Source organism: Microbacterium sp. NRRL B-14842 (assembly GCF_050470785.1).
In genome coordinates this window covers 2,012,208-2,037,714 of record NZ_JBFLUM010000001.1, presented here as the reverse complement: position 1 = coordinate 2,037,714, position 25,507 = coordinate 2,012,208, and the positions used below count along the sequence as shown (strand labels likewise).

Here is a 25,507-nt window from a genome sequence, read left to right as displayed (position 1 = left end):
GGGAAGGGCGTGTCACTCACCCCCGGACGACGCTGGGAGGAGGTCCGGTGAGCGCGCACGGGGGAGAGTCGCCGACCGTCAGTGTGTCGATCCGGACGGCGGCGGGCGACGAGGAGCGGGCGGAGCGCCTCGCGGAACAGCTCGACGGCGCGCTCGTCCGCATCAGCCGCACGAACACGGAGGCGGATGTCGGCGCCGAGGCCGGGGCGTGGCAGCCATGGACACGACGAGCCACGCACCATCTGGTACTCGACGCCGCGGTGCGCCCGCACCCGCGTCTCATCGCGCAGGTGCACGAGGCGATCGCCGGACGGCCCGGGGCGGCCCTGAGACTCTTCACCCCCGGAGACGGCTACGCCTCGCACGCCCTCCGGGTGGCGGCGTTCTCCGGCCGCCCGTGGCTCATGCCGCCCGGACCCGACCCGTCGGCGGTCGCCGTGGTGCTCCCGCTCCCCGAGGCCGCGGAGTTCGCGCGTTCCCTCCAGGTCGCCGAGGTCGCCCCTGCGGGAGTGCTGCTGCATCGGTTCGCGAGGGAACGCGGCCTCGCTCTGCTCGCCAGTACCGCCGATCTCGTGCAGCCCGACCGGCCGGGGACGCACGCTCCGGGCACCGCCTTCCTCCCCGCCGCGGTCGCTCCCGCGGACTGGTGGCAGCGCGAGACGCTCCTCGCGCCGCCCTCGATCCCGGTGGTGCATCTGCGGGATGGAGAGCCGCTCTCCTACGAGGCCGTGCCGGGCGCGGCGGACAGCTGGCGCCTTCGCGCGCGGCGAGACGTTCCGACGCCGCATGCCCGCCGATTCGCACGCATGATGCACGACCGCCTTCTCGGCACGGAGGTCGCTCGCAGCCACCTGCGCGCGGCCGCCGTGCTCCTCGGGGTGGCGGGAGTGCTGCGCGACCAGCTCGTCCTGGCATCGGATCGGGGGCGGCCGTCCGACGGCTTCGGCGCGGCGGTGGCACGGGAGGCGGCGGCGACCCTCGCCCTCGGGACGCTGCCGGAGGCGGTACCGGCCGCGGGGCGACCGGATGGCGCTGCCGAGCTCCGCGACGCGTTCCAGACGCTGTATGAGGAGATGACCGGGATCCTCGGCGGCTCCCTCCCCGTGCCGGAGCATGGAGCCGATCCATAGGCCGCCTCGCTAGCGTGTCGAAGGCAAGGGGAGTACTCCCGTCTGCAGCGACGTCGTCATGACGGGCATGTCATCGTGCCCCGGCCCGCTGGCCCGCGAGGGTGGAGGAGACCTTGGCACCCGAATCGCGGGCTGCCCCGAACCCTTGTCGTCGCCCGACGTCGCGGAGAACGGCGGCCCGTCCCACGAAGGGACCCCCATGTCGAAGCTCTCCCGCCTGATCCGCCTCGCCACCGATGCCATCGACGCGAAGGGCGGAAGCCCCGGTGCGCGTGCCGGCGACGGCACTCGCCCCTCGACGGACTGGAGCGGGATGATCCGGGGCGCGGTGGACGCCGTCCGAGCCCAGGACCCCCAGCCGCAGCGCCCGACCACGCCTCCTCCCGCCTCCTCGGCTGCGGACGCCCGTCCGGGTGGCGCACGAGCGTCCACCTCGGGCACGTACGCCCCACCGCCGGCCCCCGGTGTCGCCGGCGGGCGCGACGTCGCCGCGGCGGACCGTGCGGCCATCGCCCGGTACGACTACCTCCTGCAGACGGCCGACCCCCACCGGATCGAGCAGATCCATCGAGAGGCCTTCACGCGCCTCACGCCGACGCAGCGGGAGCACGTCGAGGCCCGCATGCGGGCCGAGCTCCCCACGGAAGAGCAGCCGCGCTCGTCCTCCCCTGACGACCTCGCGCGCGCGGCCGGACGGGCCGAGGCGATGCGACCGGGCCGTCTGCGCGGGCTCCTCTCCCGTGTCCGCGGCGGCGGTGCGGGCGGGGCCGCGGTCGCTGCGGGCGGCGCGGCGGTCGGCGTGTTGGGCGTCGTGGCCGGCGGCGCCGTCGTGAGCACCGTGGCCGCACCGCTCCTGGAGCAGGCGGCGGGGCTCGGCGTGGACTTCGAGGCCCTGGCCTCCGGCGTCGACCTCGATGCTCTGGCCGGCGGCGCCGACGAGATCCTCGGCTCGGCCGGCGAGGCGGCGACCGGTTGGGGGGAGCGGCTCGGTGATCTCGGCATCCCCGGGATCGGAGACATCCTCGGACGGTGACGGGTGCCCCCGCTGGGACTCGAACCCAGACTGAAGCGATTTTAAGTCGCCTGCCTCTGCCATTGGGCTACGGGGGCCGCGCGGCCAGCCTATCGTCGGCGGGGTCGTGACCCGGCGGGGCTCAGGCCATAGGGTGGGGGAGTGCTCGACCTCACCGACGAACTGAGCCCCGTCCCGGGCGGCCCCGCGGTCGCCCCCGAATGGGAGGACCCGGGCCGCTACTGGCCGCGCTTGTCGGCGGCGACCGGGCATCTTCCGGCGCCGGTCGCGGTGATCGATCGCGAGGCCCTCCGCTACAACGCGATGGACCTGCTCGTCCGTGCGGGCGGTCTGCCGATCCGGGTGGCGTCGAAGTCGGTGCGGGTGCGTGCGGTCCTCGATGCCGTGCTGCGCCTCCCGGGTTTCCGCGGCATCCTCGCGTTCACGCTGGAGGAGGCCCTCTGGCTCGCGGAGACGCACGACGACATCGTGCTGGGCTACCCGACGGTCGACCGGGCCGCCCTCGAACGGCTCTGCGCCGACGAACAGGCGGCGCAGCGCATCACTCTCATGATCGACGACCCGGTGCACCTCGATCTCGTCGACAGCGTTGCGGCTCCTTCGGCGCGGCCCGAGCTCCGGGTGGCGATCGACGTCGACGCGTCCTGGCGATCGGCGCTGCTCGGACACATCGGCGTCCGCCGCTCGGCCCTCTTCTCGGCCGGTGAGGTCGCGGCGTTCGCTCGGAAGGTCGCGGCGCGCCCCGGCTTCCGTCTCGTGGGGCTGCAGATGTACGACGCGCAGATCGCGGGACAGGGCGACGCCGGCCCCGATGGGCCGCTCATCCGTCGAGTCCAGGCCCGGTCGCGTGACGAGCTGCGGGAGCGGCGGGCGGCGATCGTCTCCGCGGTCGGCGCGGTGACGCCCCTCGAGTTCCTCAACGGCGGGGGGACGGGCTCCCTCGAGTTCAGCAACAGCGACGAGTCCCTCACCGAGGCCAGCGCGGGCAGCGGCCTGCTCGGGGGACACCTGTTCGACGGGTACCGGTCCTTCCGGCCCGCACCGGCCGCCGCGTTCGCCTTCGACGTCGTGCGCCGTCCCGCGGTGGACATCGCCACCGTGCTGGGCGGCGGCTGGATCGCCTCCGGTCCCGCGGTCGCCTCGCGGCAGCCGCGCCCGGTGTGGCCGGCGAACCTCCGCACGCTTCCGCGGGAGGCGGCCGGAGAGGTGCAGACGCCGGTGCAGGGGCCGACCGCCGCGACCCTGGGCGTCGGCGATCGCGTCTGGTTCCGTCACGCCAAGAGCGGTGAACCGGCAGAGCGCATCGCCGCCTACCACCTCGTCTCCGGCGACGAGGTCGTCGACGAGCTGCCGACGTATCGCGGCGAGGGGAAGGCGTTCCTGTGACGAGGATCGGCGGCACCTGGCAGAACTGGGGCCGATCGGCGTCCGTCCGCCCGGTCCGGGTCGAGCGCCCGCGCAGCCCCGAAGGCGTGCAGCGCGCCGTGCGGGCAGCGGCGCGGCAGGGGCTGACGATCAAAGCGGTCGGCGCCGGTCACAGCTTCACCGGGATCGCCGTCGCGCCCGGTGTGCTCCTCGAACTCGATGATCTCCAGGGCCTCGTCTCGGCGGACGTCGCGAGCGGACACGTCACGCTCCTCGCCGGCACGCGGCTGCATCGCATCCCCGGGCTGCTCGCGCGCTACGGTCTCGCGATGGAGAACCTCGGCGACATCGACCGGCAATCCATCGCGGGCGCGATCTCCACGGGCACGCACGGGACCGGCGTCGGCTTCGGCGGTCTCGCCACGCAGGTGGTGGGGGTGACCCTCATCACCGCGGACGGGGAGTTCCTCCGCATCGATGAGGCGCACAGTCCCGAGCTGCTGCCGGCGGTCGCCCTGGGGTTGGGTGCGCTCGGCATCATCGTCGAGGTGACGTTGCAGTGCGTGCCGACGTTCGTGATGCATGCGATCGACGAGCCGGTGCCCCTGGACGAGGTGCTCTCCACGATCGACGAACGCGTCGCCGCGGCCGACCACTTCGAGTTCTACTGGTTCCCGCACACCGACGTGGCGCTGACCAAGCGGCAATCGCGGCTGCCCGAGTCGACGCGGAGAAAGCCTCTGCCGATCGTGGGCCGGTGGGTGGACGAAACCCTTCTCGCCAACGGGGTGTACCGCGTCGTCTGCGCGGCGGGACAGGCCGTCCCGGCGATCACGCCGCCGTTCAACCGGCTCGCCGTGCGGCTCACCGGGGACCGCGAGTACACCGACCTGTCGAACCGCGTGCTCACCCAGAGTCGGACCGTGCGGTTCCGCGAGATGGAGTACGCGCTGCCGGCCGCCGAGGTCGTGCCGGCGTTCCGCGCCCTCCAGGAGCTCATCGCACAGCGCGGCTGGCGCATCGAATTCCCCGTGGAGGTGCGGTTCGCGGCGGCGGACGACCGCTGGCTCTCGACGGCGCACGACCGCGCGACCGCGTACATCGCGGTGCACCGGTACTGGCGGGCGGACCCGACCGTGTACTTCGGCGCGGTGGAGGAGATCATGCTGGCGCACGGCGGCCGCCCGCACTGGGGCAAGCTGCACACGCTGACGCACGAGACCCTGCGTGACCGGTATCCGCGCTTCGACGACTTCGTGGCAGTGCGCGACCGCCTCGATCCGGAGCGCCGGTTCACGAACCGGTACCTGGAGCGGGTTCTGGGCAGCTGATGCGCGGGCCGGCGAGCTGTCGCGTCCCCAGTCCACGTGCAGGCACCGCGTCTAGGATGAGAGAAACACGGGAAAGGGTGGGGCACTGATGGAATGGCTCGTGCCGGTACTGATCGTCGTCGGGGTGATCCTGCTCGTCGGCGTCTATCTCTGGGCGACGTACAACTCGCTGGTGCAGCTGAACGTCCGCGTAGACGAAGCCTGGAGCGGCATCACGGTCCAGCTCAAGCGCCGTGCCGACCTCATCCCGAATCTCATCGAGACGGTCAAGGGCTATGCCTCGCACGAGAAGGCGGTGTTCGAGAACGTCACCCGCGCCCGTGCCGAGACCCTCTCCGCCGGCAGCCCCGGTGAGGCGGGGATCGCCGAAGGGCACCTGCAGCAGGCGCTGCGCAGCCTCTTCGCCGTGGCCGAGGCCTACCCGCAGCTTCAGGCGAGCCAGAACTTCCTGCAGGTGCAGCAGGCCCTCGTCGACACCGAGGACAAGATCCAGGCCGCGCGGCGCTTCTACAACGGCGGGGTGAGGGAGCTGAACACGAAGATCAAGGTGTTCCCCAACAACCTCTTCGCCAAGGGGCTCGGCTTCACGGAGCGCGAGTTCTTCGAGGTCGCCGACAGCGGCGCCATCTCCGAGCCGCCGCGCGTGCAGTTCTGATCCTCGCCCTCACCACACGGTGAGGGCGAGTTCGTCTGCGGTGATCTCGACGCCTCCGCGCACGCTCCATGCGGTGCTGCGATAGGTGACCGAGCGCGTCGTCCCGTTCTGTCCGGTGCCGGTCACGGTCGCCTCGAGGACGCCGTCGTCGGCGGCGAACGTCGTCGGGGTGAGGGTCACCATCGGGAACCGCTCGACGCGGAAGGCGACATCGGAGACCTCTCGGAACTCCGTGCCCCAGGGGATCCGGATGCCGCAGTTCTCGGGAATCGCGCTTCCACCGGCCGTGCAGGTCTCCAGGTAGGCCTCGAGCTGCGACTGTGCGGCCTCGGTCGCCTCGGGGCGGAGCGCGGCGGTCACTGTCGCCGTGGCGTCGCCGCCGGGCAGCACGACGGCCTCGGTCGTCCCCGTCAGCAGCGTCAGGGGCGCGGCCGCCACGGCATACACGGCAGGCAGCAGCGCCGCATCCTCCGCCACCGGGAGGACGGCATCGCCGACCTGCACGGCCGTCCCGACCGTCGTCGTGGCGCGGAGCGTGCCGAGGCCGGAGGCGTCGACGACCCAGCGCCCGTCCTCCTGATCCAGCCTCAGCCGAGCCTCGTGCTCGTCCCCGTCGAGCCGGAACGTCACGGTCGCTGACACCTCGCCGTCGCTGTCGCGGACCCCCGTGACCTGGGCGTCCTCGATGGTCGAGGCTGCCCCGGCGAACGCGGCGAGGGCGCGGTCGGACACCGCGGTCCCGGTCGCCGTGACCGCCTCCGGATCGCCCGTCTCCAGAGCCCGGAGGTAGTCCCGCACGGCCTCTTCCGGTGTGGGCGAGCGGAGCGTGGAGACACCCCACCACACCCCTGCCGCCACAGCGACGACCGCGACGAGACCGGCCAGGAGCCACCGGCGACGACGGGTCATGCGACACCCTCGCGCACGTGGACATGACGCCGCACCACGCCCGGCGCGGTCGAGGCGAGCGCCGCGTGGACGGCTGCGGTCGCATCGCCCCACCCGGAGACCGACACCTGCTCGAGGCCCTGCCACTGCGCGGCCCGCAGGAGCTCCGCGGCGATCGCCTCGGCATCACCCGGGCGAGCCTGCGGCTCCCACCACGCCGACTGCACCTGGAGGGTCGAGGTGCCGCGGTCGGCCTTGAGGTCGACGCGCGCCACGATCCGGTCGCCGACGAGCACGGGCAGCGAGTAGTAGCCGTAGCGGCGCTTCGCAGCCGGGACGTAGATCTCGATGCGGTAGTCGAGCTCGAATGCCCGCAACGCGCGTTCCCGGAACCACACCACCGGATCGAACGGGGTCAGCAGGGCGGCGGTCTCGACCCGGCGTGGGAGCACGGCGTCCCGGTGCCGCCAGGAGGGGAGAGGTCTGCCACCACGCTCCCAGCCGCGGACGCTCACCGGCTGCACCTCTCCGGTGTCCACGAGGTCGGCGATCGCCGCCGTCACCGCAGCGCGGTCTCGGAGACGGTAGTAGTCCGCGAGATCGGCCGCGGTGCCGACGCCGCTGGAGCGCGCCGCACGCCGGACGAGCTCGCGGATGGCGTCCTCCCGCGGGATCTCCCGGGACCGGATGCCGTCCGGGATGACCTGCTCGGCGAGGGCGTACGTGCGTTCGAACCCCCGGCGCCCGCCCACGGCCACATCGCCCGTGCGCCACAGATGCTCGAGAGCGAGCTTGACCTCGTCCCAGTCCCACCAGGTGCCGCGCTCGCGCGGGGCATCGGCACGGAGGTCGACGGGGCGCAGGGGTCCGCGCGCGCGAAGCTCGTCCTGAACCCACTCCACCGTCCGGGCATTCGAGCGGAGCCAGGAGTCCTCCGCGGACCAGCGTCGCCGGAAGTCGTCCATGCGGAACCGCCACAGGGGCCAGTCTTCGACGGGGATAAAAGTCGCCTCATGGGCGAGATACTCCACGTAATGGGTCGTGCGGGACAGGAAGAGGCGGTCGAGGAGCGCGGGATCATAGGCGCCGAGACGGGAGAACAGCGGGAGGTAGTGCGACCGGGCGAACACGTTGACGGAGTCGATCTGCAGCACGCCGAGCCGGTCCATCACGCGGTGCAGATGGCGCCCGGAGACGGTGGCCGGACGTGCGCGGGTGAAGCCCTGGGCGGCGAGGGCGATCCGGCGTGCCTGAGCGGGACTGAGGGTGTCGGTCACGCCGCCAGCGTATCCCCGGTATCCGACATCGTCGCCGCGCGCAAGATGCGTCGAACGGCATACGGCATGACCGTAGACTGAGGCGATGAGCGAGGACCAGCGACCCCGGCTGCGCGATCTGTTCCGTCCGCGCCCCGTGGTGACCGATCGGACCGTGACCACCGAAGCCGACGAAGCGGTGCCGCTGCCTCTGCGCATCACGGCGAGCTACGCCTGGCGCCTGCTGCTCATCGCAGCGGCCATCGGCGTCTTCATCTGGCTGGTGATGCTGCTCAAGCTCCTCGTCATCCCGCTCATGGTCGGGATCCTCATCACCGCCCTGCTGTGGCCGGCGTTCTCCTGGATGCTGCGCCACGGGTTCCCGCGCTGGCTCGCGATCGCCGTCTCGCTCATCGGCACCGCGGCGATCGTCACGGGACTCATGTGGCTCGTGGTGTGGCAGGTGCGCGCCCAGCTCCCCGACGTGCAGCAGCGCACGACCGAGGCCTTGGACCAGTTCCAGGTCTGGCTGCACGAGGGCCCGCTGAGTCTGTCGGATACGCAGATCGCGGACTATCTGCAGCAGGGCCTCGACTTCATCAGCGAGCAGGCGCAGGTCCTCTGGACGGGGGCCCTCGCGATCGGGACCACCGTGGGGCACGTCGCCACGGGGGCGCTGCTGTCCCTGTTCATCCTCATCTGCCTCCTCGCGGACGGCGCCGGTATCTGGCGCTGGACGCTCCGGATCTTCCCGCGGAAGGCCCGTCCCGCTGTCGACGGTGCCGCGCGCAACGGCTGGACGACGATCGTCAACTACGCCAGGACGCAGCTGTTCGTGGCGACGATCGACGCGATCGGCATCGGCCTCGGTGCCTTCCTGCTCCAGGTCCCGCTCGCGCTGCCCGTCGCCGTCCTGGTGTTCCTCGGCTCGTTCATCCCGATCGTCGGTGCGGTCGTGACCGGTGCGGTCGCCGTGTTCCTCGCGCTCGTCTACAACGGCCCGTGGATCGCCCTCTGGATGCTCGTGGTCGTGCTGGCCGTGCAGCAGATCGAGGGTCACATCCTGCAGCCGATCATGATGGGTTCCGCCGTCAAGGTGCACCCGCTCGCCGTCGTCCTCGTGGTCGCGGGCGGCGCGATGATCGCGGGGATCCCCGGCGCACTCTTCGCCGTCCCGCTGGCCGCGTTCGTGAACGTGGCGGCGGTGACCATCAGCTCGGGATCCTGGCGCACCGGCGTCGGGCCGAGCGGAGACCTGATCTGGAGCACAGTTCCGCGCGAGCGGAGACGGAGGAATCGATGAGCGCAGTCCCCAGCCTGACCGAGTTCCAGGACGCGGCTCGAAGTCTGGCTGAGGTGATCTCGCACACCCCGACCCTGCCCTCGCGGGCGCTGTCCGATGCGCTCGGCGCCCCGGTGCTGCTGAAGATGGAGAACCTGCAGCGCACGGGCTCCTTCAAGATCCGCGGTGCGGCCTACCGCCTCTCCCGGCTCAGCGCGGAGGAGCGCTCCCGCGGCGTCGTGGCGGCCTCGGCCGGGAACCACGCACAGGGCGTCGCCCTGGCCGCCCAGGCACTCGGCATCCCCGCGACGATCTTCATGCCGCTCGGGGTCCCGGTTCCGAAGCTCCTCGCCACACGCGGGTACGGCGCGGACGTGGTGCTCGAGGGGGAGACGGTCGCCACCTCGCTGCGCCTGGCCGCCGAGTTCTCGGAGCGCACCGGTGCCGTGCTCATCCATCCCTTCGATCACCGTGACATCGTCATCGGGCAGGGCACGCTCGGCCTGGAACTGCTGGAGGATGCGCCCGAGATCGACACCGTCGTCCTCGGGATCGGCGGCGGCGGGCTGATCGCCGGCGTCGCCGCAGCGGTGAAGGCCAAGGCCGCGGAACTCGGTCGCACGATCCGCGTGATCGGCGTGCAGGCGGAGAACGCGGCCGCCGTCCCGCCGTCGCTGGCGGCCGGGGAGCCGGTCGACATCGTCACGCGCCCCACCATCGCGGACGGCATCCTCGTCGCGCGACCGGGCGCCGTGCCGTTCGAGATCATCAAGGAACTCGTCGACGAGGTCGTCACGGTCTCCGACGACGACCTCGCGCGCGCGATGCTCGTGCTCCTGGAACAGGCGAAGGTCGTGGTCGAGCCGGCCGGTGCGGCAGGCGTCGCTGCCGTCCTCTCCGGACGCGTGTCGGCGACCGGCACGACGATGGCGGTGCTGTCCGGCGGCAACATCGACCCGCTCCTGCTGCAGCGGGTGGTGTCGCACGGCCTCGCCGCCTCCGGGCGGTACCTCACGATCCGCATCCCGCTACCCGACCGTCCGGGTCAGCTCGCCCGCGTGTCCGAGCTCATCGCGGAGGCGGGAGCGAACGTCATCGAGGCCATGCACACCCGTCACGGCCACGGACTCCAGATCAGCGAGGTCATCCTCGAACTGAGCGTGGAGACCCGCGGGGCGGAGCACTCGGCCCACACGCTGGACACCCTCCGTCGCGCCGGGTTCGCGCCCATCGTCGTCCCGGACTGAGTCCGCCCGATACGACGCACCCCCTCGACCGTCGCGGTCGAGGGGGTGAGTCGTGACGAACAGGCGTCAGCCCGTGTAGGTCTCGACCTTCACGATCTCGACGCTGATCGAGCGGCCGTTCGGCGCCTCGTACGACGAGGACTCACCGACCTTGAGGCCGAGGATCGCCTGGCCCAGCGGGCTGGCCTCGCTGTAGACGTCGAGGTCGCTGCCGGCGGCGGCGATCTCGCGGCTGCCGAGGAGGAAGACCTCCTCGCCGCCCGCGACGACCGCGGTCACGACAGTGCCTGGCTCGACGATGCCGCGGCTGGCGGGAGCCTCGCCCACCTTCGCGGTCTTCAGCAGCGCCTCCAGGGTGCGGATGCGCGCCTCCTGCTTGCCCTGCTCGTCCTTCGCCGCGTGGTAGCCGCCGTTCTCCTTGAGGTCGCCCTCCTCGCGGGCCGCCTCGATGCGCTTGGCGATCTCGTCGCGGCCGACGGTGGAGAGGTGTTCCAGCTCGGCGACGAGCCGGTCGTAGGCTTCCTGCGTGAGGAAGGGGACCTGAGCATCGGTGGACATGACGAAGCTCCTTCTATCGGGATCCCGCCGAGATGCCGCGGGGGATATGCCAAGACGCCCCGGCACGGTGCCGGGGCGTCGTCTGTCTGGCATCAGTCTAGGCGACCCAGCAGGTGTTCACCAAACCTGTCGTGGCCTCCGCGACGGTCGGGATGCGCTCCGCACGGGTGAGCGAGTGGGCGTCTCCGGCCGGGATCTCCACGATCTTCCAGCCCACGACACCGAACTCCTCGTCGAGGGCTTCGAGCACGCAGACGACGTCCTTGCCCTGGACGCCGGTGACCTGGAAGCGGAGGTCGACGGCATGCTCGTCCACGAGTTCGAAGCCCAGGTCGTCGGCATCGACGGAGCTCATCGACTGACTCACGGTGGACCAGGCGAGGGCGGCGAGGAGGAGCAGGGCGACGGCCCCGGCGAGGAACCACGGCCACCGGCGGCGGCGGGTGCGGCCGTAGCGTTCGTCGAGCTGGAGGGCGGTCGTCACAGGTGAGGTCTTCCGGTCGTTAGGCTGGTGTTACCAGGTTATGCGACCTGCGTACGAAAGGCCGATTCATGCGCTTCCTCTCCGAGACTCCGATGCCGACACCGTCGATGACGGTGGCTCCGGAGTCGGTCACGCCGGGCTTCGCCGGCTTCGCGGTGATCGTCTTCGTGCTCATCGCCGTGATCCTGCTGATCTGGGACATGAACCGCCGGATCCGCCGGGTGCGGTACCGCGAAGAGGTCCGCGAGGAGCTCGACGCGGAAGAAGCCGCCCGCGCCGCCGAGAACGCCGCGGACGACGGTCGCACCGCACCGGAAGCTCCGGCCGCGTCCGATGAGGAGCCGCGCGAGCGCTGACCCCGGCTCAGGGCGCGCCGAGCGACGGCGACAGCGGGTGCAGGGCGATCAGCAGGCACGCGGTCCAGTGGCACAGGAACGCCAGAACAGTGCACACGTGGAAGATCTCGTGGAAGCCGAAGTGTCCGGGCCAGGGGTTCGGCTTCTTCAGCGCGTAGACGATGGCGCCGCCCGTGTAGAGCAGACCGCCCACGATCACGAGGACCATCATGGCGACGTTGGCGTCGAGCAGGTCGACGATGTACATCACCGCGGCCCAGCCGAGCAGTAGGTACAGCGCGACGTAGAGCCAGCGCGGCGCGTGGATCCAGAACACCCGGAAGAGGATGCCGAGCAGGGCTCCGCTCCAGACCAGCGTCAGCAGCAGGACGCCCTTCGCCGGCGGCAGCGCCAGGGTCGCGAGCGGCGTGTACGTGCCGGCGATGAGCAGCAGGATGTTCGCATGGTCGATCCGCTTGAGGATGCCCTTGACCCGCGGCCGCCAGTTGAAGCGGTGGTACACGGCCGAGTTCCCGAACAGCAGCAGCGAGGTGGCCATGAAGACCACCGCGGCCCACTTCGCCGCGGCGCCCTGCGACACGGCGACGAGGACGATGCCGGCGACGAGCGCGACGGGGAACGTGCCGGTGTGGATCCAGCCGCGCCAGGTCGGTTTGATCTCGGTCGTCGCATCGGCGGCCGCGGCTTCGAGCAGCGGCAGCTGTGGGACGTCGGCGCCGGTCTGGTCGGAAGTGCTCACGTGCTCACTCTAAGCGGCTGCGCATGCCCCGCCCCGTACATGTCCCCAGGTTCTGCACCGGCGCGGAAGACCGGGGCAGGGTAGCGTAGGTGGGTGATGTCACGCGAGAGCCCGGGGCGGGGACCGCTGTACCGGCTGTACACCAGCCGGCTGCGTCGTCAGCTCGATCCGGCCTCCGTTCCGCACCATGTCGCGATGATGATCGACGGCAATCGCCGGTGGGCGCGGCAGCTCGGATTCGACACCCCGGCCGAAGGACACCGTGCGGGGGCGGCCAAGATGCAGGAGTTCCTCGGCTGGTGCGATGAGCTCGGGGTACGGGTCGTCTCGCTCTACCTCCTGTCCAGCGACAACCTCCGCAAACGGGACTCGGCCGAGCTCGCCGATCTCATCGAGATCATCGCGGAGCTCGCCGAGGCGCTATCCCAGAAGGGGAACTGGCGGGTCAAGCACGTCGGCCGCTCCGACATCCTCCCCGTCGAACTGGCACGGGTGCTCGCCGACGCGGAGGAGCGGACGAAGGACCACACCGGACTGCACGTGAACCTCGCGGTCGGCTACGGCGGCCGGAACGAGATCGTCGACGCGGTGCGCAGCATCATCACGAAGCATGAGGCATCGGGTGGCACGCTGGAAGACCTCGCGGCGCACCTCACTCCGGAGATGATCGGGGAGCACCTCTACACGGGCGGCCAGCCCGACCCCGACCTCGTGATCCGCACAAGCGGCGAGCAGCGGCTGAGCGACTTCCTGCTGTGGCAGAGCGCGCACAGCGAGTTCTACTTCGTCGAGGCCTTGGGGCCGGACCTCCGCCAGGTCGACTTCCTCCGCGCGATCCGCGACTACGCCGACCGCGACCGCCGATTCGGACGCTGATCCGGGAACCGCGCGCGCGTGTCACAATGACGCAGTGAGCTCCTTCGACGACTACATCGGAACGTTCGACGCCGAGCCCGGCTACCTGAACTGGGCGGCGTTCGGCCCCGTGTCACCCTCGGTCCGTGCCGAGGTGTTCGCGGACGCGGACCTGCTCGGCAGCGGTCGGCCGTCGTCGCTGGCCCTCGTGGGAGAGCGGATCGGGCAGGCGCAGGAGGTCATCGCCGAACTCCTCGGCGCCGACGCCGCGGAGGTCACGCTGCAGCCGTCGTCGACGCACGGCCTCATGCACGCGCTCTACGGGGTCTCCGGCGCGGTCGTCGCGAGCACGGCGGAGTTCCCGAGTGTGAGCCTCACTCTGGAGCGCGCGGCGACCGCGTCCGGCCGCGCGGTCACACCACGGTGGATCACGCCCGAGGACGGACGGGTCACTCCCGACGCCGTCAGTGCTGTCCTCGACGACGAGGTCGTCGCCCTCGCCGTCAGCCACGTCGACTTCCGCACCGGCTACCGTGCCGACCTCGCCGCGCTGCGTGACGTCCTCGGCCCTGATCGCCTCCTCATCGTCGATGCCGTGCAGTCCTTCGGTGTGATCGACGCCGACTACAGCGTCGCGGACGTCGTCGTCGGGCACGGGTACAAGTGGCTGCGCGCGGGCCGGGGCACCGGGTTCGCCTGGTTCTCGCCGCAGGCGCGCGAGCGCATCGCACCCGTGCTCTCCGGCATCACCGGGACGACGGCGAGCGGACTCTTCGTCGACGAGCTGCCCGCCCCGGCACCGGACGCGAAGGCGTACACGATCAGCGTGCCGGACACGCTCGCCGCCGGCCGGCTCTCAACCGGCGCACGCGATGTCAGGGACGCCGGCGTCGCGGCCATCGAAGAGCGGGTCTCCGCGCAGGTGGACGCGGTGATCGAGACCGCCGACCGCCATGGGATCGCCGTCGTCTCCCCGCGCGACCGCACCGAGCGCGCGGGGATCGTCGCCCTCGCACCGGAGGAACCCGCTCGGCTCGCGGCGGCCCTCGCGAACGCCGGACTGGTCGTCACGGCGCGTGGCGAGTCGATCCGCGTCGCACCGCACGCGGGCACCGACGCCGAGACCCTCGCACTGCTCGATGAGACCCTCGGCGCGTTCGGCAAGGAATCGTTCATCGTCCCGTAACGAATCGCTGGCGTGTCTTGTCCGTGGAAAACGCCCGGGCGGTCGTACCTTCAAGGCATCGGGCAAGGCGCCCGGTCGGGTCGGCCTCAGGTTCGCGACTCGTGACCCCCTGGTCGACTCGTTCGAATAGCCGGGAATCCCCGGGTCGGGAGTGGGTCGTGACCACACGTTCAGCGCAGCAGTCCACCAGCACCGCGCAGCAGTCCACCCGTCAGACGACGAGACAGGCCGCGGCCGCAGAACCCGATCAGGATCTGCGCACCTACGTCCTCGACACCTCGGTCCTGCTGAGCGATCCGCAGGCGCTCTTCCGCTTCGCGGAGCATTCCGTGGTGCTCCCGGTGGTCGTCATCACCGAACTCGAGGGCAAGCGGCACGACCCGGAGATCGGCTACTTCGCCCGCCAGGCGCTGCGTCACCTCGACGACCTCCGCGTCGAGCACGGCCGCCTCGACTTCCCGGTGGAGGTCGGCGAGGGCGGCACCCTCCGCGTGGAGCTCGGCAACGCCGACCTCTCGGTGCTCCCGGCCGGCATCCGCCTCAGTGACAACGACAGCCGCATCCTCTCCGTGGCGATGCACCTCGCGCAGGACGGCCAGGACGTGACCATCGTGTCGAAGGATCTCCCGATGCGGGTGAAGGCGGCGTCCCTCGGGCTGCGTGCCGAGGAGTATCTCGCGGAGCAGGCCGTCGACTCGGGCTGGACGGGCATCGCCACCCTCGACCTCTCCGGCGATGACATCAGCGACCTCTATGAGAGCGAGGTCGGGATCAGTGAGGACGTGCACGGGCTCCCCGTCAACACCGGCCTCATCATCCACTCCGAGCGCGGATCGGCCCTCGGTCGGGTCACCGGCGACGGCGAGTTCCGGCTCGTCCGCGGGGACCGGGACATCTTCGGCATGCACGGGCGCTCCGCCGAACAGCGCATCGCGATCGACCTGCTCCTCGACCCCGAGGTGGGCATCGTGTCGCTGGGCGGACGCGCAGGCACCGGCAAGTCCGCGCTGGCGCTGTGCGCCGGTCTGGAGGCCGTGCTGGAGCGGCAGCAGCAGAAGAAGATCATCGTGTTCCGTCCGCTGTTCGCCGTCGGGGGCCAGGAGCTCGGATACCTCCCGGGCGACCAGGGGGAGAAGATGAACCCCTGGGGCCAGGCGGTGTACGACACCCTCGGCTCCGTCGTCTCCGGGAACGTCATCGACGAGGTCGTGGAGCGTGGGTTGCTGGAGGTCATGCCGCTCACCCACATCCGCGGACGGTCCCTGCACGACGCCTTCGTGATCGTGGATGAGGCGCAGTCCCTGGAGCGGAACGTGCTGCTCACGGTGCTCAGCAGGATGGGCCAGAACTCCCGGGTGATCCTCACCCACGACGTCGGGCAGCGCGACAACCTCCGGGTCGGTCGGCACGACGGCATCGCGAGCGTCATCGAGACCCTCAAGGGACACGGCCTCTTCGGACACGTCACGCTGACCCGCTCGGAGCGCTCCGCCATCGCCGCCCTCGTCACGGACCTCCTGGAGGGCGGCGAGCTCAGCTGACCCGATCCGTGCGGGCGGGCTCTGCACGACCCGGGCCCGCCCGCACGATCGCGTCCCGGCCGCACGATCTCGTCCCGCCTGTTGGCCCCACCGGCCTCTTCGATCGTGCATCCATGTCGGGCTCGTGCACCTGGAGGTCCAGACGTCACGTCACGCGAGCGGGTGGATACACGGTCCCGTCGGGATACACGATCTCCCGGATGCACGATCCGACGACAGTGGTGGGTCGATCAGGGGTGTTCCGTCGTGCAGGCGTATCCAGCTCGTGCATCCGTCCCGCGGGCCCTCGGACGTCGGTAGCGACACCTGCACGATCCTGCACCGTCGGCCGGCTGCCGGGACCGGAGGGGTCGTGCACGCGGAACGGGGCCGTGCGGGCGGAACGGGGCCGTGCGGGCGGAACCGCGGTCAGACGCGGTCGCGGGCCCGGCGCAGAGCCCCTTCGATCGCAGCCTGAACCATGGGCCAGTCGTGCACGACCTGGGCGTAGTCGAAGCGCAGCGTCTCGTACCCGAGTCGCGATGCCGCAGCATCGCGGGAGAGATCGCGGTGGCGCATCTCGGGAGCACCGTGGTGCTCCCGGCCGTCGACCTCGATGATGAGTCGGCCGTCGACCACGAAGTCGACGCGGCCGACACCGGGGATCGAGACCTGCGTCGCGAGGTGCACGCCGAGGATGTGGAGACGGAGGCGCAGGAGGGATTCCAGACCGCTGTCCGCGTCGGACCGGGCGAAGTCCACGAGCCAACGCGCGGACCGGGGCAGCGCGGCGCGGATCCGGGCTCGTGACGCGCTGCCGATCAGACCCAGGCGCCAGGCGGACTCGAACGAGACGAAGAACGACTCGTCACCCTCGCAGGCGTGCAGATGCCGGAGCGCGTCCTCGACAGCCACGATGCCGAACCGGGTGCGTCCCTCGAAATGATGCGGGATGCACCGGCACTCGATGTGCGGGTGCGCGCGGCCGTTGCGCCCGAGCCAGACGTGCGGCGCATCGCTCTCCGACAGCACCCAGACTCCGTGGGCACGTAGCGCGGTGCCGCAGCTGATGGCCCCTCCGTGGGCAGCCGCCGTGAGCACCGTCGCGTCGAGGTCGTGGGTGGCGAACACCCCCGCGCGGACCCGATGGATCCGGCCGGCGCGCACCGCGCGGGACAAGGCGGAGCGGGAGATTCCGAAAGCCCCGAGGTCGCGACCGCGGGCGATGCCTCCGAGACGGTGAAGGGTCGAGACGGGATCGAGCACTCGCCGATTCTGCGTCCTCCGGCGTCACGGCGGGGGCCGAAGGACGTCGTGGGGACGAGTCGGGATGTCCGGGGATACGTGGAGGAAGAGTCACCTGCACGATCCGGAGCCGCAGGTAGTCCTGTTCCGGGGATTCGGTCGTGCAGACGGAACGTGGTCGTGCATCCGAGGTGGGAACCGAGACGGACGGAGAACGGGATCGGAGAACGGGACGGTGCCGGAAACGACGGATGCCGCGGGGACCGAGGTCCTCGCGGCATCCGTCTTCGAGCGTGGATCAGCCCGGGTGGGTCATCGACAGCAGGTCGAGCTTCTCGTCCAGCTGCTCGAGGGTGAGCTCGCCGCGCTCGACGTAGCCGAGGTCGATCACGGCGTCGCGCACCGTGATGCCCTTGGCGACCGAGTGCTTGGCGATCTTCGCCGCGGCTTCGTAGCCGATGAGCTTGTTCAGGGGCGTCACGATCGACGGGCTCATACCCGCGAAGGCCGCCGCCCGCTCGACGTTCGCCTGCAGGCCGTCGATCGTCTTGTCCGCGAGCACCCGCGAGGCGTTCGACAGCAGACGGATCGACTCGAGCACCGCGGTGCCCATGACCGGGATGGCGACGTTCAGCTCGAACGAGCCGGAGGCGCCGGCCCAGGCGACCGTGGCGTCGTTGCCGATGACCCGCGCGCACACCATGAGCACGGCCTCGGGCACGACGGGGTTGACCTTGCCCGGCATGATCGACGACCCCGGCTGCAGGTCGGGGATGTGCAGCTCGCCGAGACCGGTGTTGGGGCCGGAGCCCATCCAGCGCAGGTCGTTGTTGATCTTCGTGAGCGACACGGCGATCGTGCGGAGCGCGCCGGAGGCCTCGACGAGACCGTCGCGGTTCGCCTGCGCCTCGAAGTGGTCCTTCGCCTCGGTGATCGGCAGCTCGGTCTCGGCCGCCAGCAGCTCGATGACCTTCTGCGGGAATCCGAGGGGAGTGTTGATCCCGGTGCCGACGGCGGTGCCGCCCAGGGGCACCTCGGCCACGCGGGGGAGCGCCGACTGCACGCGCTCGATGCCCAGACGGATCTGGCGGGCGTAGCCGCCGAACTCCTGGCCGAGCGTGACGGGCGTCGCGTCCATGAGGTGCGTGCGGCCGGACTTGACCGCGTCCTTCCAGAGCTCCGCCTTGGCCTCGAGCGCGACCGCGAGGTGGTCGAGCGCGGGGATCAGGGTGTCGATGAGCGCCTGGGTGACCGCGATGTGCACCGAGGTCGGGAACACGTCGTTCGACGACTGCGAGGCGTTCACGTGGTCGTTGGGGTGCACGGTCGATCCGAGGATGCGGCTCGCGAGCGTCGCCAGGACCTCGTTCATGTTCATGTTCGACGAGGTGCCGGAGCCGGTCTGGTAGGTGTCGACCGGGAACTCGCCGTCGTGTGCGCCGGATGCGACCTGGTCGGCGGCCTGCGCGATGGCATCGGCGATGGCGCCGTCGAGGGTGCCGAGCTCCTTGTTGACCAGGGCGGCGGCCTTCTTGATACGCGCGAGTGCGGCGATCTGCGTCGACTCCAGGCCCTTGCCGGAGATCGGGAAGTTCTCCACGGCGCGCTGTGTCTGCGCCCCGTAGAGCGCGTTCACGGGCACTCGCACCTCACCCATGGTGTCGTGTTCGATGCGGTACTCGGTGTCGGTCATTCCGAACCCTCCTTGGTTGCGGGGTCGATCCCCTCGGCTTCGATGCCGACCGTGACGACGGGCGCTGCCTCGCCCTCGGCCAGACGATAGTTGGCGCCGACGATGCCGAGACGGCCTTCGGCGACGGCGTTGCTGATGATCTCGGACGACTGCAGCAGGTCGTTGACGGTGTTGCGCAGGTGCTCGCGGCCGACGAGCTCCGCATCGATGTCGGCCACCGTGCCGCCGCCGCTCTCCGCGAGGACCTTGCGGGCGGCAGGGACGATCGGCGCGATGAGCTTCCAGATGTGCGGGGGGAGCGGGTCGGCGTCGATGGCCGTGCCGTCGATGGCGGCACGCACCGCACCGCAGGAGTCGTGCGCGAGGACCACGATGAGCGGCACCTCGAGAACGGCGACCGCGTACTCCAGGCTCGCCACGATCGACTCGCCGATCACCTGTCCGGCGTTGCGCACGACGAACAGGTCGCCGAGGCCGAGGTCGAAGATGATCTCGGCGGCGAGACGGGAGTCCGAGCAGCCGAACAGCGTCGCGACGGGGTGCTGGGCCGCGGTGAGGTCCTTGCGACGGTCGACGTTCTGGTTCGGGTGCTGGGGCTCGTCGCGGACGAAGCGACGGTTGCCGTCCTGCATCTGCTTCCAGGCGGCGGCGGGGGTCAGCGGGTGGGTCATCGGGCCTCCGAGACGGTGCGGATCTGGGGGATGAGCGACTCCGCGAGCTCGGCGGTGGAGTCCGCGGAGCGGGAGCCGTAGAGGAGCACATAGTCGTCGCCGGCCTGGGTGCCGAGGGCATAGGTGACGTTCGCCTCGGCGCTGGCGGAGCCGGGCTGGTAGACGTCCCACTCCCGGCCGCCGATGCGCACGGTGTCGGTCGGGGCGACGCCGTTCAGCCGCTGCGGGGCCCAGGAGGCATCGGCGTCGAACGCCTGGGCGAGCTTGATGAATCCGCGCTCATCCTGCGCCGCGGGCGCGAGGGTGACCTCCCAGACCACGGGGGCTCCGCTCTGGAGTTCCGCCGCGTTCACCCGCCAGAACTCGTCCGTCTCGGGAACGATCGCCGGGCTGCCCATGGACGACTCGACGTCGGCGGCGATGGCGGCCACGTCGATCGGCTTCGCCGCGACCGGCTCACCGCGGGGGACGAGCGCGATGATGACGACGACGACCGCGAGGGTCACCACGAGGGCGGCGACGAGATTGCGGACCGTCTGGCTCGACCGATAGGCCTTGCTCGACGCGGCCTTGCGCGCGGCGGTCTCGTCAGGTGTCTCCGGCCGACCGAGGTCGGCGTTGATCGCGGGGCCCTTGCTCATGACGCGTCGCTCTCGTCGGCGGTGGCGGTGCGAGCGGCCTCGAGCCGGCGCTTCGCGCCGAGCAGCCACTCCTCGCAACGGGCGGCCAGGGCCTCGCCGCGCTCCCAGAGTGCGAGCGAGTGCTCGAGGGTCGGTGCCCCCTGTTCGAGCTCGGCGACGACCCGCACGAGCTCGTCACGGGCCGCCTCGAACGACAGCGTGTCCACGGGGGTGTCGTTCACGGCGCTCACTCCTCCATCCTACGTCGTGCCTCGGACGCCTCCCGCTCAGGCGTCCTCCGCGATCTCGCCCTCCGAGCGCACCGCCAACGACCCTCGGTCCACCGTGAGCGTCAGCGCACTGCCCGCGGGCGCATCGGCTGCATCGCGGAGGATGACACCGCCCTCGAGGTGTGCGATCGCGTAGCCGCGGGCCAGGGTGGCGGCGGGGGACAGGGCGCGCAGCGAGGCGCGCAACTCGCCCGTCCGGCGGCCGGCGTCGTCGAGCTGCCGGGTGACCGCGTCGCGGCCACGGGCGAGGAGCAGGAAGGTCTCCTGCGCGCGCGTGTCGATGATCGGAGCGGGGGAGCGCAGCACGGGACGGGACCGCAGCTGCTCCAGCTGGGCGATGTCGTGCGAGAGGCGCTGGGTGAGGCGCGTCGTGGCGCGGGACCGGAGCTGCGCGATGAGCGCGCGCTGCTCCCCGACGTCCGGAACGACGCGCTTGGCGGCGTCGGTCGGCGTCGACGCGCGCAGATCGGCGACGTCGTCGAGGAGGGGATGGTCGTTCTCATGGCCGATGGCGCTGACCACCGGCGTGGAGGCCGCCGCGACGGCGCGGACCAGGCGCTCGTCGCTGAAGCCGAGGAGGGTCTGCGGGTCGCCGCCGCCGCGCGCGATGATGATGACGTCGACCTCGGGGTCGGCGTCGAGACGGGCCAACGCGGCCAGGGTGTCCGGCACGCAGCGGTCGCCCTGCACGGCGGCGTACGCGGTCTTGAACCGTACCTGCGGCCAGCGCAGCTCGGCGTTGCGGTGCACGTCCTTCTCGGCGTCGGAGCGCTCGCCGGTGATGAGGCCGATGACGTGGGGGAGGAACGGCAGGCGCTTCTTGCGGGCGGGGTCGAAGAGGCCCTCCTGGCGGAGCTGCACGCGCAGCCGCTCCAGGCGTTCGAGCTGGTCGCCGAGCCCGACGTGCTTCATGGCGGAGACCGCGAAGCTGAAGTCGCCGGAGCGGACGAAGTAGTCGGCCTTGACGGCGGCGACGACGTGATCGCCCACACCCAGGTCGGCGGGGATGCGGCCGCGCACGCTCGACCAGACGCGGATGGAGATCTGCGCGTCGGAGCGGGTGTCCTTGAGGCGGGCGAAGACGTTCCCGGCGCGGACGTTCCACGAGGTGATCTCGCCCTCGACCCAGACCGTGTTCCAGCGGGCCACGAAGTCGCGGATGGTGGCGTTCAGTCGGGCCACGGACGTCGGCGCCTGGGCGGTGGAGTCGCGCGGGGCCACGGCATCCGCCGGCGGCGTCTCGCCCGGTCCTGTCGCCGCTTCGAAGACTGTCATCTGCTCCCGTTCCTGCCCGCGCGCTCACCGGCCCCGTCCAGCCGGGCGACGGTAGAATCGAGGGGTGACTTCGACTGCCGTTCATCTTCCCGCTCCTCGCATCCCACGAGTGCGCGCCGCGGCCGGGCGGCTTCAGGATAACCCGGTGCCCGGACACAAGCGCGTCCTGCTCGCCGCCCCCCGCGGATACTGTGCAGGGGTGGACCGCGCGGTGGTCGCTGTGGAGAAGGCGCTCGAGCGCTACGGCGCCCCCGTGTACGTCCGCAAGCAGATCGTGCACAACATCCACGTCGTGACGGAGCTGGAGGCCAAGGGCGCGATCTTCGTCGAAGAGGTCGACGAGGTGCCCGAGGGGGCGCACGTCGTCTTCAGCGCGCACGGCGTCTCCCCGGCCGTCGTCAATGCCGCATCGGATCGCGGCCTGCACGCGATCGACGCGACCTGCCCGCTCGTCACCAAGGTCCACCGCGAGGCCGTGCGCTTCGCCCGGGACGACTTCGAGATCCTGCTCATCGGCCACGACGGCCACGAGGAGGTCGAGGGAACCGCGGGGGAGGCCCCGGACCACGTCACCGTCGTGAACTCGCCGGAAGAGGCCGACACCGTGCAGGTGAAGGACCCGTCGAAGGTCGTGTGGCTGTCGCAGACGACGCTCTCGGTCGACGAGACGATGGAGACGGTGAACAGGCTTCGCACCCGCTTCCCCGAGCTGCACAACCCGCCGTCCGACGACATCTGCTACGCCACGCAGAACCGGCAGGTCGCCATCAAGAAGGTCGCCCAGGGCGCCGATCTCGTGATCGTGGTCGGATCGGCCAACTCGTCCAACAGCGTCCGGCTCGTCGAGGTCGCCCTCGAGTACGGCGCCAAGGCCGCCTACCGCGTGGACTACGCCGAGGAGATCCGCCAGGAGTGGCTCGACGGGGTGGAGACCGTGGGCGTCACCAGCGGTGCGTCGGTGCCCGAGGTTCTCGTGCGCGAGGTGCTCGACGCGATCGGCGATGCCGGGTACCGCGACGTGGAAGAGGTCAAGACGGCGGAGGAGGATCTCATGTTCTCGCTGCCGAAGGAGCTCCGTCAGGATGCCGCGGGTCAGCGCGACGCGCGCGCCCTCGGCGGCCGCGCCTCCGCTGGAGGGGGTGCGTAGCGGTGAACGCCGCGGAGGCGGAGCCGACCCTCATCGGGTCCGTGCAACGCGCGCTCCGCCTCGTCGACATCGTCGCGAACTCCCCACGGCCTCTTCCGGCCAAGATGCTCTCGTCGATCACGGGACTCACGCCGGGAACGACCTACAACCTCGTGCGCACGCTGGTGCATGAGGGGTATCTGAGCGCAGAGCCGGACGGACTCGTGCTGGGAGGCCGATTTCCGTCGTTCCAGCAGCAGATCGACTCGCGCGGGGTGTTCCTGGCGCGGGTGCGCGCCGCGCTGCGCGCAGTGACGGAGGACGTCGGCGCCACGGCCTACCTCTCCCGATACGCGGACGGGGAGATGCACCTCGTCGACATCGTGGACTCCGTGCGGAATCCGCGCATCGAGCTCTGGGTGGGACTGCACGCCAGTGCCCACGCCACCGCGCTCGGCAAACAGATCCTCGCGGCGCTCTCCGAGGAGGATCGCCTGGACTACCTCTCCCGGCACCGGCTCGAAGAGCTCACGCCGCGGACGATCAGCGACCGGCGGACCCTCCTCACCCAGCTCGAGCAGACGCCGGGGTGGGCGGTCGACCGGGAGGAGTACGCGATCGGCGCGACGTGCGTCGCGGTGCCCGTCATCGCGCCCGGTGTCACGGCGTCGCTGGCGGTCTCCCTGCCCGCCGACCGGGCCGTCGTCAACCGCCGACTGGTGTCGAACCTGCAACGCACGGCGCGGCGGCTCTCGCTGCAGCTGGGGGCGGATGCCCTCGACACCGACGGGCCGGACGCGGAGTTCACCATCTGAATTCCGGGGCCTGGTGCGGGCATCGCGGGTTCCCTATGATCGAAGACGTAGTGGCTGACAACGCCCTACTGATCGCCTACGGCGTCCCCAGCGCCGGCGACCAACGGGATGAGGAGCGTCCCCAGCGCTCCACGTCCGCGGCCCCGAGAAGTCCCCACTTCTCCGGGGCCGCTATCGGTTGGGGCCCGATTTCCTGAACGGCCCGCTGAGCCCCTGCCGATACCATGGCGGGATGACCGACCAGCGCCCCCGTTACGGGGAACTCGCCACGCCAGAGGAGCAGCGGAGGGCCGCGGGTCTTCCACCCCTGGCGGAGGTGGTCGCACCGACGGCGCCGTCCCCGGCGCCGGCACCGTCGGCCGCACCGCAGACGTCCGCTCCGGCGCGCCCCCACCCTGTGGACAGGTTCGCGACGATCGCACTCCTCGCCTACGGCCTCGTCAACGTCGTGGTGACCGGTCTGTCCTACCTCGACATCGTTCCCGTCATGAACCAGACCATGGGCATGCTGGGCATCGAGGGCGAGTTCACGAATTACGCCGCGGGCCGCATGTGGGGGACCATCGCGGCCGTGGTGCTCGCTGTCGGCTGGTGCGTCACCGCGGCGCTGTCCATCCGTCGCCTGCGCCGTGGCCGCGTCACATGGTGGCTCCCGGTCGTCGGGGCGGTGGTCACGGTGGGCATCGCCGCCTTCTGTCTCGTCGTACCGATGATGGGCGATCCGGCCTTCATCGCCTACCTCGACCAGGCGACCGGGACCCGCTGACCCCGCGCGCAGACACGAAAGGGGCCCGGCATGATGCCGGGCCCCTTCGTGTGCGTGCGGACGGTCAGCTCTTCGACTGGCCGTACGAGCCGAGCTGACGGGTCGACTCGACCACGCGGGCGGCCATGGCCGTCTCGGCGATCTTGCCCCAGGCGCGCGGGTCGTACTGCTTCTTGTTGCCGACCTCGCCGTCGACCTTCAGCACGCCGTCGTAGTTCTTGAACATGTAGTCGGCGATGGCACGGGTGTAGGCGTACTGCGTGTCGGTGTCGATGTTCATCTTGATGACACCGTTGGCGACCGCGAGCGCGATCTCCTCGTCGGTCGAACCGGAGCCGCCGTGGAAGACGAGGTCGAGGGGCTTGGCGCCGGTGTTGTACTTCGCGGCGACCTCGGCCTGGATCTCGCCGAGAAGCTCGGGACGCAGCTTCACGCCGCCCGGCTTGTACACGCCGTGCACGTTTCCGAAGGTGAGGGCGGCGATGTACCGGCCCTGCTCGCCGAGGCCCAGTGCCTGCACGGCCTGGTCCACGTCGGCGAAGGTCGTGTAGAGGGCCTCGTTCGAGCCCTCGTGCTGCACGCCGTCCTCCTCGCCGCCGACGACGCCGATCTCGACCTCGAGGATGGCGTTGATGGCCTTCATGCGGGGGAGCAGCTCCTTGGCGATCTCGATGTTCTCGGCGAGCGGGACCGCCGAGCCGTCCCACATGTGGGACTGGAAGATCGGGTTGCGGCCGGCCTTGACCTCTTCCTCCGAGGCGGCGATGAGCGGCTCGACGAAGCCCGCGAGGGCGTCCTTCGGGCAGTGGTCGGTGTGCAGGGCGACGGTGACCGGGTAGTTCTTGGCGACCTCGGTGGCGTAGCGGGCGAAGGCGAGGGCGCCGGTCGCGCGCGCCTTGACCGTGTGGCCGGCGAAATAGTCGGCGCCACCGGTGGTGACCTGGATGATGCCGTCGGAGCCGGCCTCGGTCAGGCCCTGGAGGACGGCGTTGATCGTCTGCGAGCTCGAGACGTTGAACGCGGGGTACGCGAAGCCGCCCGCCTTCGCGCGGTCGAGCATGTCGGCGTACTGATCCGGGGTGGCGACGGGCATGAGAACTCCTGCGGTAGGTGAAGCCGGG

Annotated in this window: 26 protein-coding genes and 1 tRNA gene; 14 read left to right on the top strand and 13 right to left on the bottom strand. The window is 71.0% G+C overall.

Translation table 11 applies throughout. The features are described from left to right. The first annotated feature begins 47 nt into the window (after positions 1 to 47). Together AB1285_RS10100 and AB1285_RS10095 are read left to right on the top strand one after the other, a co-directional pair. Entirely contained in the window at positions 48 to 1,130 is a 1,083-nt protein-coding gene (locus AB1285_RS10100) for a hypothetical protein (RefSeq protein ID WP_370428673.1), read from the top strand. Positions 1,131 to 1,329: 199 nt separating this feature from the next. Continuing rightward, positions 1,330 to 2,163 (top strand): cation-transporting ATPase, encoded by an 834-nt coding sequence (locus tag AB1285_RS10095; RefSeq protein WP_370428674.1) that lies wholly within the window; start codon positions 1,330 to 1,332, stop codon positions 2,161 to 2,163. 4 nt (positions 2,164 to 2,167) lie between these two features. On the opposite strand, the gene AB1285_RS10090 is transcribed toward AB1285_RS10095, so the two are convergent. After that, positions 2,168 to 2,240 (bottom strand) — tRNA-Leu (locus AB1285_RS10090). 64 nt (positions 2,241 to 2,304) lie between these two features. Between AB1285_RS10090 and AB1285_RS10085 the strand changes: the two genes are divergently transcribed. From AB1285_RS10085 to AB1285_RS10075, 3 genes are all read left to right on the top strand, one after another. Next, positions 2,305 to 3,549, top strand: coding sequence for an alanine racemase (locus AB1285_RS10085; RefSeq protein ID WP_370428675.1), 1,245 nt, complete (start codon positions 2,305 to 2,307; stop codon positions 3,547 to 3,549). Next, the gene (locus tag AB1285_RS10080; protein WP_370428676.1) at positions 3,546 to 4,859 is read left to right on the top strand and encodes a D-arabinono-1,4-lactone oxidase; all 1,314 of its coding nucleotides are present in this window, start codon (positions 3,546 to 3,548) and stop codon (positions 4,857 to 4,859) included. The genes AB1285_RS10085 and AB1285_RS10080 overlap by 4 nt, the downstream gene beginning before the upstream one ends. Before the next feature lie 88 nt (positions 4,860 to 4,947). Further along, positions 4,948 to 5,514, top strand: a complete 567-nt coding sequence (locus AB1285_RS10075) for a LemA family protein (RefSeq protein WP_136051621.1) — start codon at positions 4,948 to 4,950, stop codon at positions 5,512 to 5,514. Between the two features lie 9 nt (positions 5,515 to 5,523). Here the strand turns inward: AB1285_RS10075 and AB1285_RS10070 are convergent, their stop codons facing one another. Further along, complete coding sequence (locus AB1285_RS10070) at positions 5,524 to 6,423, bottom strand: hypothetical protein (protein WP_370428677.1); 900 nt, start codon at positions 6,421 to 6,423, stop codon at positions 5,524 to 5,526. Then, entirely contained in the window at positions 6,420 to 7,679 is a 1,260-nt protein-coding gene (locus tag AB1285_RS10065; RefSeq protein ID WP_280566551.1) for a winged helix-turn-helix domain-containing protein, read from the bottom strand. The genes AB1285_RS10070 and AB1285_RS10065 overlap by 4 nt, the downstream gene beginning before the upstream one ends. Positions 7,680 to 7,764: 85 nt before the next feature. Here AB1285_RS10065 and AB1285_RS10060 point away from each other — a divergent pair, with 85 nt between their 5' ends. After that, positions 7,765 to 8,961, top strand: a complete 1,197-nt coding sequence (locus AB1285_RS10060) for an AI-2E family transporter (protein ID WP_187663589.1) — start codon at positions 7,765 to 7,767, stop codon at positions 8,959 to 8,961. Beyond that, complete coding sequence (gene ilvA / locus AB1285_RS10055) at positions 8,958 to 10,187, top strand: threonine ammonia-lyase (RefSeq protein ID WP_370428678.1); 1,230 nt, start codon at positions 8,958 to 8,960, stop codon at positions 10,185 to 10,187. Before AB1285_RS10060 ends, ilvA begins: the two co-directional genes overlap by 4 nt. Positions 10,188 to 10,253: 66 nt before the next feature. Here the strand turns inward: ilvA and greA are convergent, their stop codons facing one another. Continuing rightward, the gene (gene greA, locus AB1285_RS10050; RefSeq protein WP_136051615.1) at positions 10,254 to 10,745 is read right to left on the bottom strand and encodes a transcription elongation factor GreA; all 492 of its coding nucleotides are present in this window, start codon (positions 10,743 to 10,745) and stop codon (positions 10,254 to 10,256) included. A gap of 97 nt (positions 10,746 to 10,842) precedes the next feature. Further along, complete coding sequence (locus AB1285_RS10045; RefSeq protein WP_187663591.1) at positions 10,843 to 11,229, bottom strand: DUF4307 domain-containing protein; 387 nt, start codon at positions 11,227 to 11,229, stop codon at positions 10,843 to 10,845. A 68-nt stretch (positions 11,230 to 11,297) separates the two neighbouring features. On the opposite strand from AB1285_RS10045, the gene AB1285_RS10040 reads away from it, so the two are divergent. Then, a complete protein-coding gene (locus tag AB1285_RS10040; RefSeq protein ID WP_187663592.1) occupies positions 11,298 to 11,585 on the top strand; it encodes a hypothetical protein in 288 nt (95 codons plus the stop codon). 7 nt (positions 11,586 to 11,592) lie between these two features. On the opposite strand, the gene trhA is transcribed toward AB1285_RS10040, so the two are convergent. Further along, positions 11,593 to 12,324: a PAQR family membrane homeostasis protein TrhA gene (gene trhA, locus AB1285_RS10035; RefSeq protein WP_370428679.1), complete on the bottom strand. Its 732-nt coding sequence runs from the start codon at positions 12,322 to 12,324 to the stop codon at positions 11,593 to 11,595. Positions 12,325 to 12,420: 96 nt separating this feature from the next. On the opposite strand from trhA, the gene AB1285_RS10030 reads away from it, so the two are divergent. From AB1285_RS10030 to AB1285_RS10020, 3 genes are all read left to right on the top strand, one after another. Beyond that, positions 12,421 to 13,200 (top strand): isoprenyl transferase, encoded by a 780-nt coding sequence (locus tag AB1285_RS10030; RefSeq protein WP_187664116.1) that lies wholly within the window; start codon positions 12,421 to 12,423, stop codon positions 13,198 to 13,200. 34 nt (positions 13,201 to 13,234) lie between these two features. Continuing rightward, positions 13,235 to 14,365: an aminotransferase class V-fold PLP-dependent enzyme gene (locus AB1285_RS10025; RefSeq protein WP_280566561.1), complete on the top strand. Its 1,131-nt coding sequence runs from the start codon at positions 13,235 to 13,237 to the stop codon at positions 14,363 to 14,365. A 158-nt stretch (positions 14,366 to 14,523) separates the two neighbouring features. Next, positions 14,524 to 15,906 (top strand): PhoH family protein, encoded by a 1,383-nt coding sequence (locus AB1285_RS10020; RefSeq protein WP_370428680.1) that lies wholly within the window; start codon positions 14,524 to 14,526, stop codon positions 15,904 to 15,906. 408 nt (positions 15,907 to 16,314) lie between these two features. On the opposite strand, the gene AB1285_RS10015 is transcribed toward AB1285_RS10020, so the two are convergent. The 6 genes from AB1285_RS10015 to xseA form a co-directional block, all read right to left on the bottom strand. After that, positions 16,315 to 17,151, bottom strand: a complete 837-nt coding sequence (locus AB1285_RS10015) for a DUF559 domain-containing protein (protein WP_280566563.1) — start codon at positions 17,149 to 17,151, stop codon at positions 16,315 to 16,317. A 277-nt stretch (positions 17,152 to 17,428) separates the two neighbouring features. Continuing rightward, entirely contained in the window at positions 17,429 to 18,823 is a 1,395-nt protein-coding gene (locus AB1285_RS10010; RefSeq protein ID WP_370428681.1) for a class II fumarate hydratase, read from the bottom strand. Next, the gene (locus AB1285_RS10005) at positions 18,820 to 19,494 is read right to left on the bottom strand and encodes a carbonic anhydrase (protein WP_187663598.1); all 675 of its coding nucleotides are present in this window, start codon (positions 19,492 to 19,494) and stop codon (positions 18,820 to 18,822) included. Before AB1285_RS10005 ends, AB1285_RS10010 begins: the two co-directional genes overlap by 4 nt. After that, positions 19,491 to 20,135 carry a DUF4245 family protein gene (locus AB1285_RS10000; RefSeq protein ID WP_187663599.1) on the bottom strand — a complete coding sequence of 215 codons (645 nt, stop codon included), beginning with the start codon at positions 20,133 to 20,135 and terminating at the stop codon, positions 19,491 to 19,493. Before AB1285_RS10000 ends, AB1285_RS10005 begins: the two co-directional genes overlap by 4 nt. Beyond that, on the bottom strand, positions 20,132 to 20,365 hold the full coding sequence (locus AB1285_RS09995; protein WP_187663600.1) for an exodeoxyribonuclease VII small subunit: 234 nt from the start codon (positions 20,363 to 20,365) through the stop codon (positions 20,132 to 20,134). The genes AB1285_RS10000 and AB1285_RS09995 overlap by 4 nt, the downstream gene beginning before the upstream one ends. A gap of 36 nt (positions 20,366 to 20,401) precedes the next feature. Beyond that, positions 20,402 to 21,679: an exodeoxyribonuclease VII large subunit gene (gene xseA / locus AB1285_RS09990; protein WP_268777781.1), complete on the bottom strand. Its 1,278-nt coding sequence runs from the start codon at positions 21,677 to 21,679 to the stop codon at positions 20,402 to 20,404. Between the two features lie 100 nt (positions 21,680 to 21,779). Between xseA and AB1285_RS09985 the strand changes: the two genes are divergently transcribed. The 3 genes from AB1285_RS09985 to AB1285_RS09975 all read left to right on the top strand — a co-directional run bounded on the left by AB1285_RS09985 (position 21,780) and on the right by AB1285_RS09975 (position 24,386). Further along, entirely contained in the window at positions 21,780 to 22,826 is a 1,047-nt protein-coding gene (locus AB1285_RS09985; RefSeq protein ID WP_187664117.1) for a 4-hydroxy-3-methylbut-2-enyl diphosphate reductase, read from the top strand. Between the two features lie 2 nt (positions 22,827 to 22,828). After that, entirely contained in the window at positions 22,829 to 23,620 is a 792-nt protein-coding gene (locus AB1285_RS09980) for an IclR family transcriptional regulator (RefSeq protein WP_187663602.1), read from the top strand. 232 nt (positions 23,621 to 23,852) lie between these two features. Further along, on the top strand, positions 23,853 to 24,386 hold the full coding sequence (locus AB1285_RS09975; protein ID WP_187663603.1) for a DUF6264 family protein: 534 nt from the start codon (positions 23,853 to 23,855) through the stop codon (positions 24,384 to 24,386). 64 nt (positions 24,387 to 24,450) lie between these two features. On the opposite strand, the gene fbaA is transcribed toward AB1285_RS09975, so the two are convergent. Continuing rightward, positions 24,451 to 25,479, bottom strand: a complete 1,029-nt coding sequence (gene fbaA, locus AB1285_RS09970; protein WP_187663604.1) for a class II fructose-bisphosphate aldolase — start codon at positions 25,477 to 25,479, stop codon at positions 24,451 to 24,453. Positions 25,480 to 25,507 lie beyond the last annotated feature (28 nt).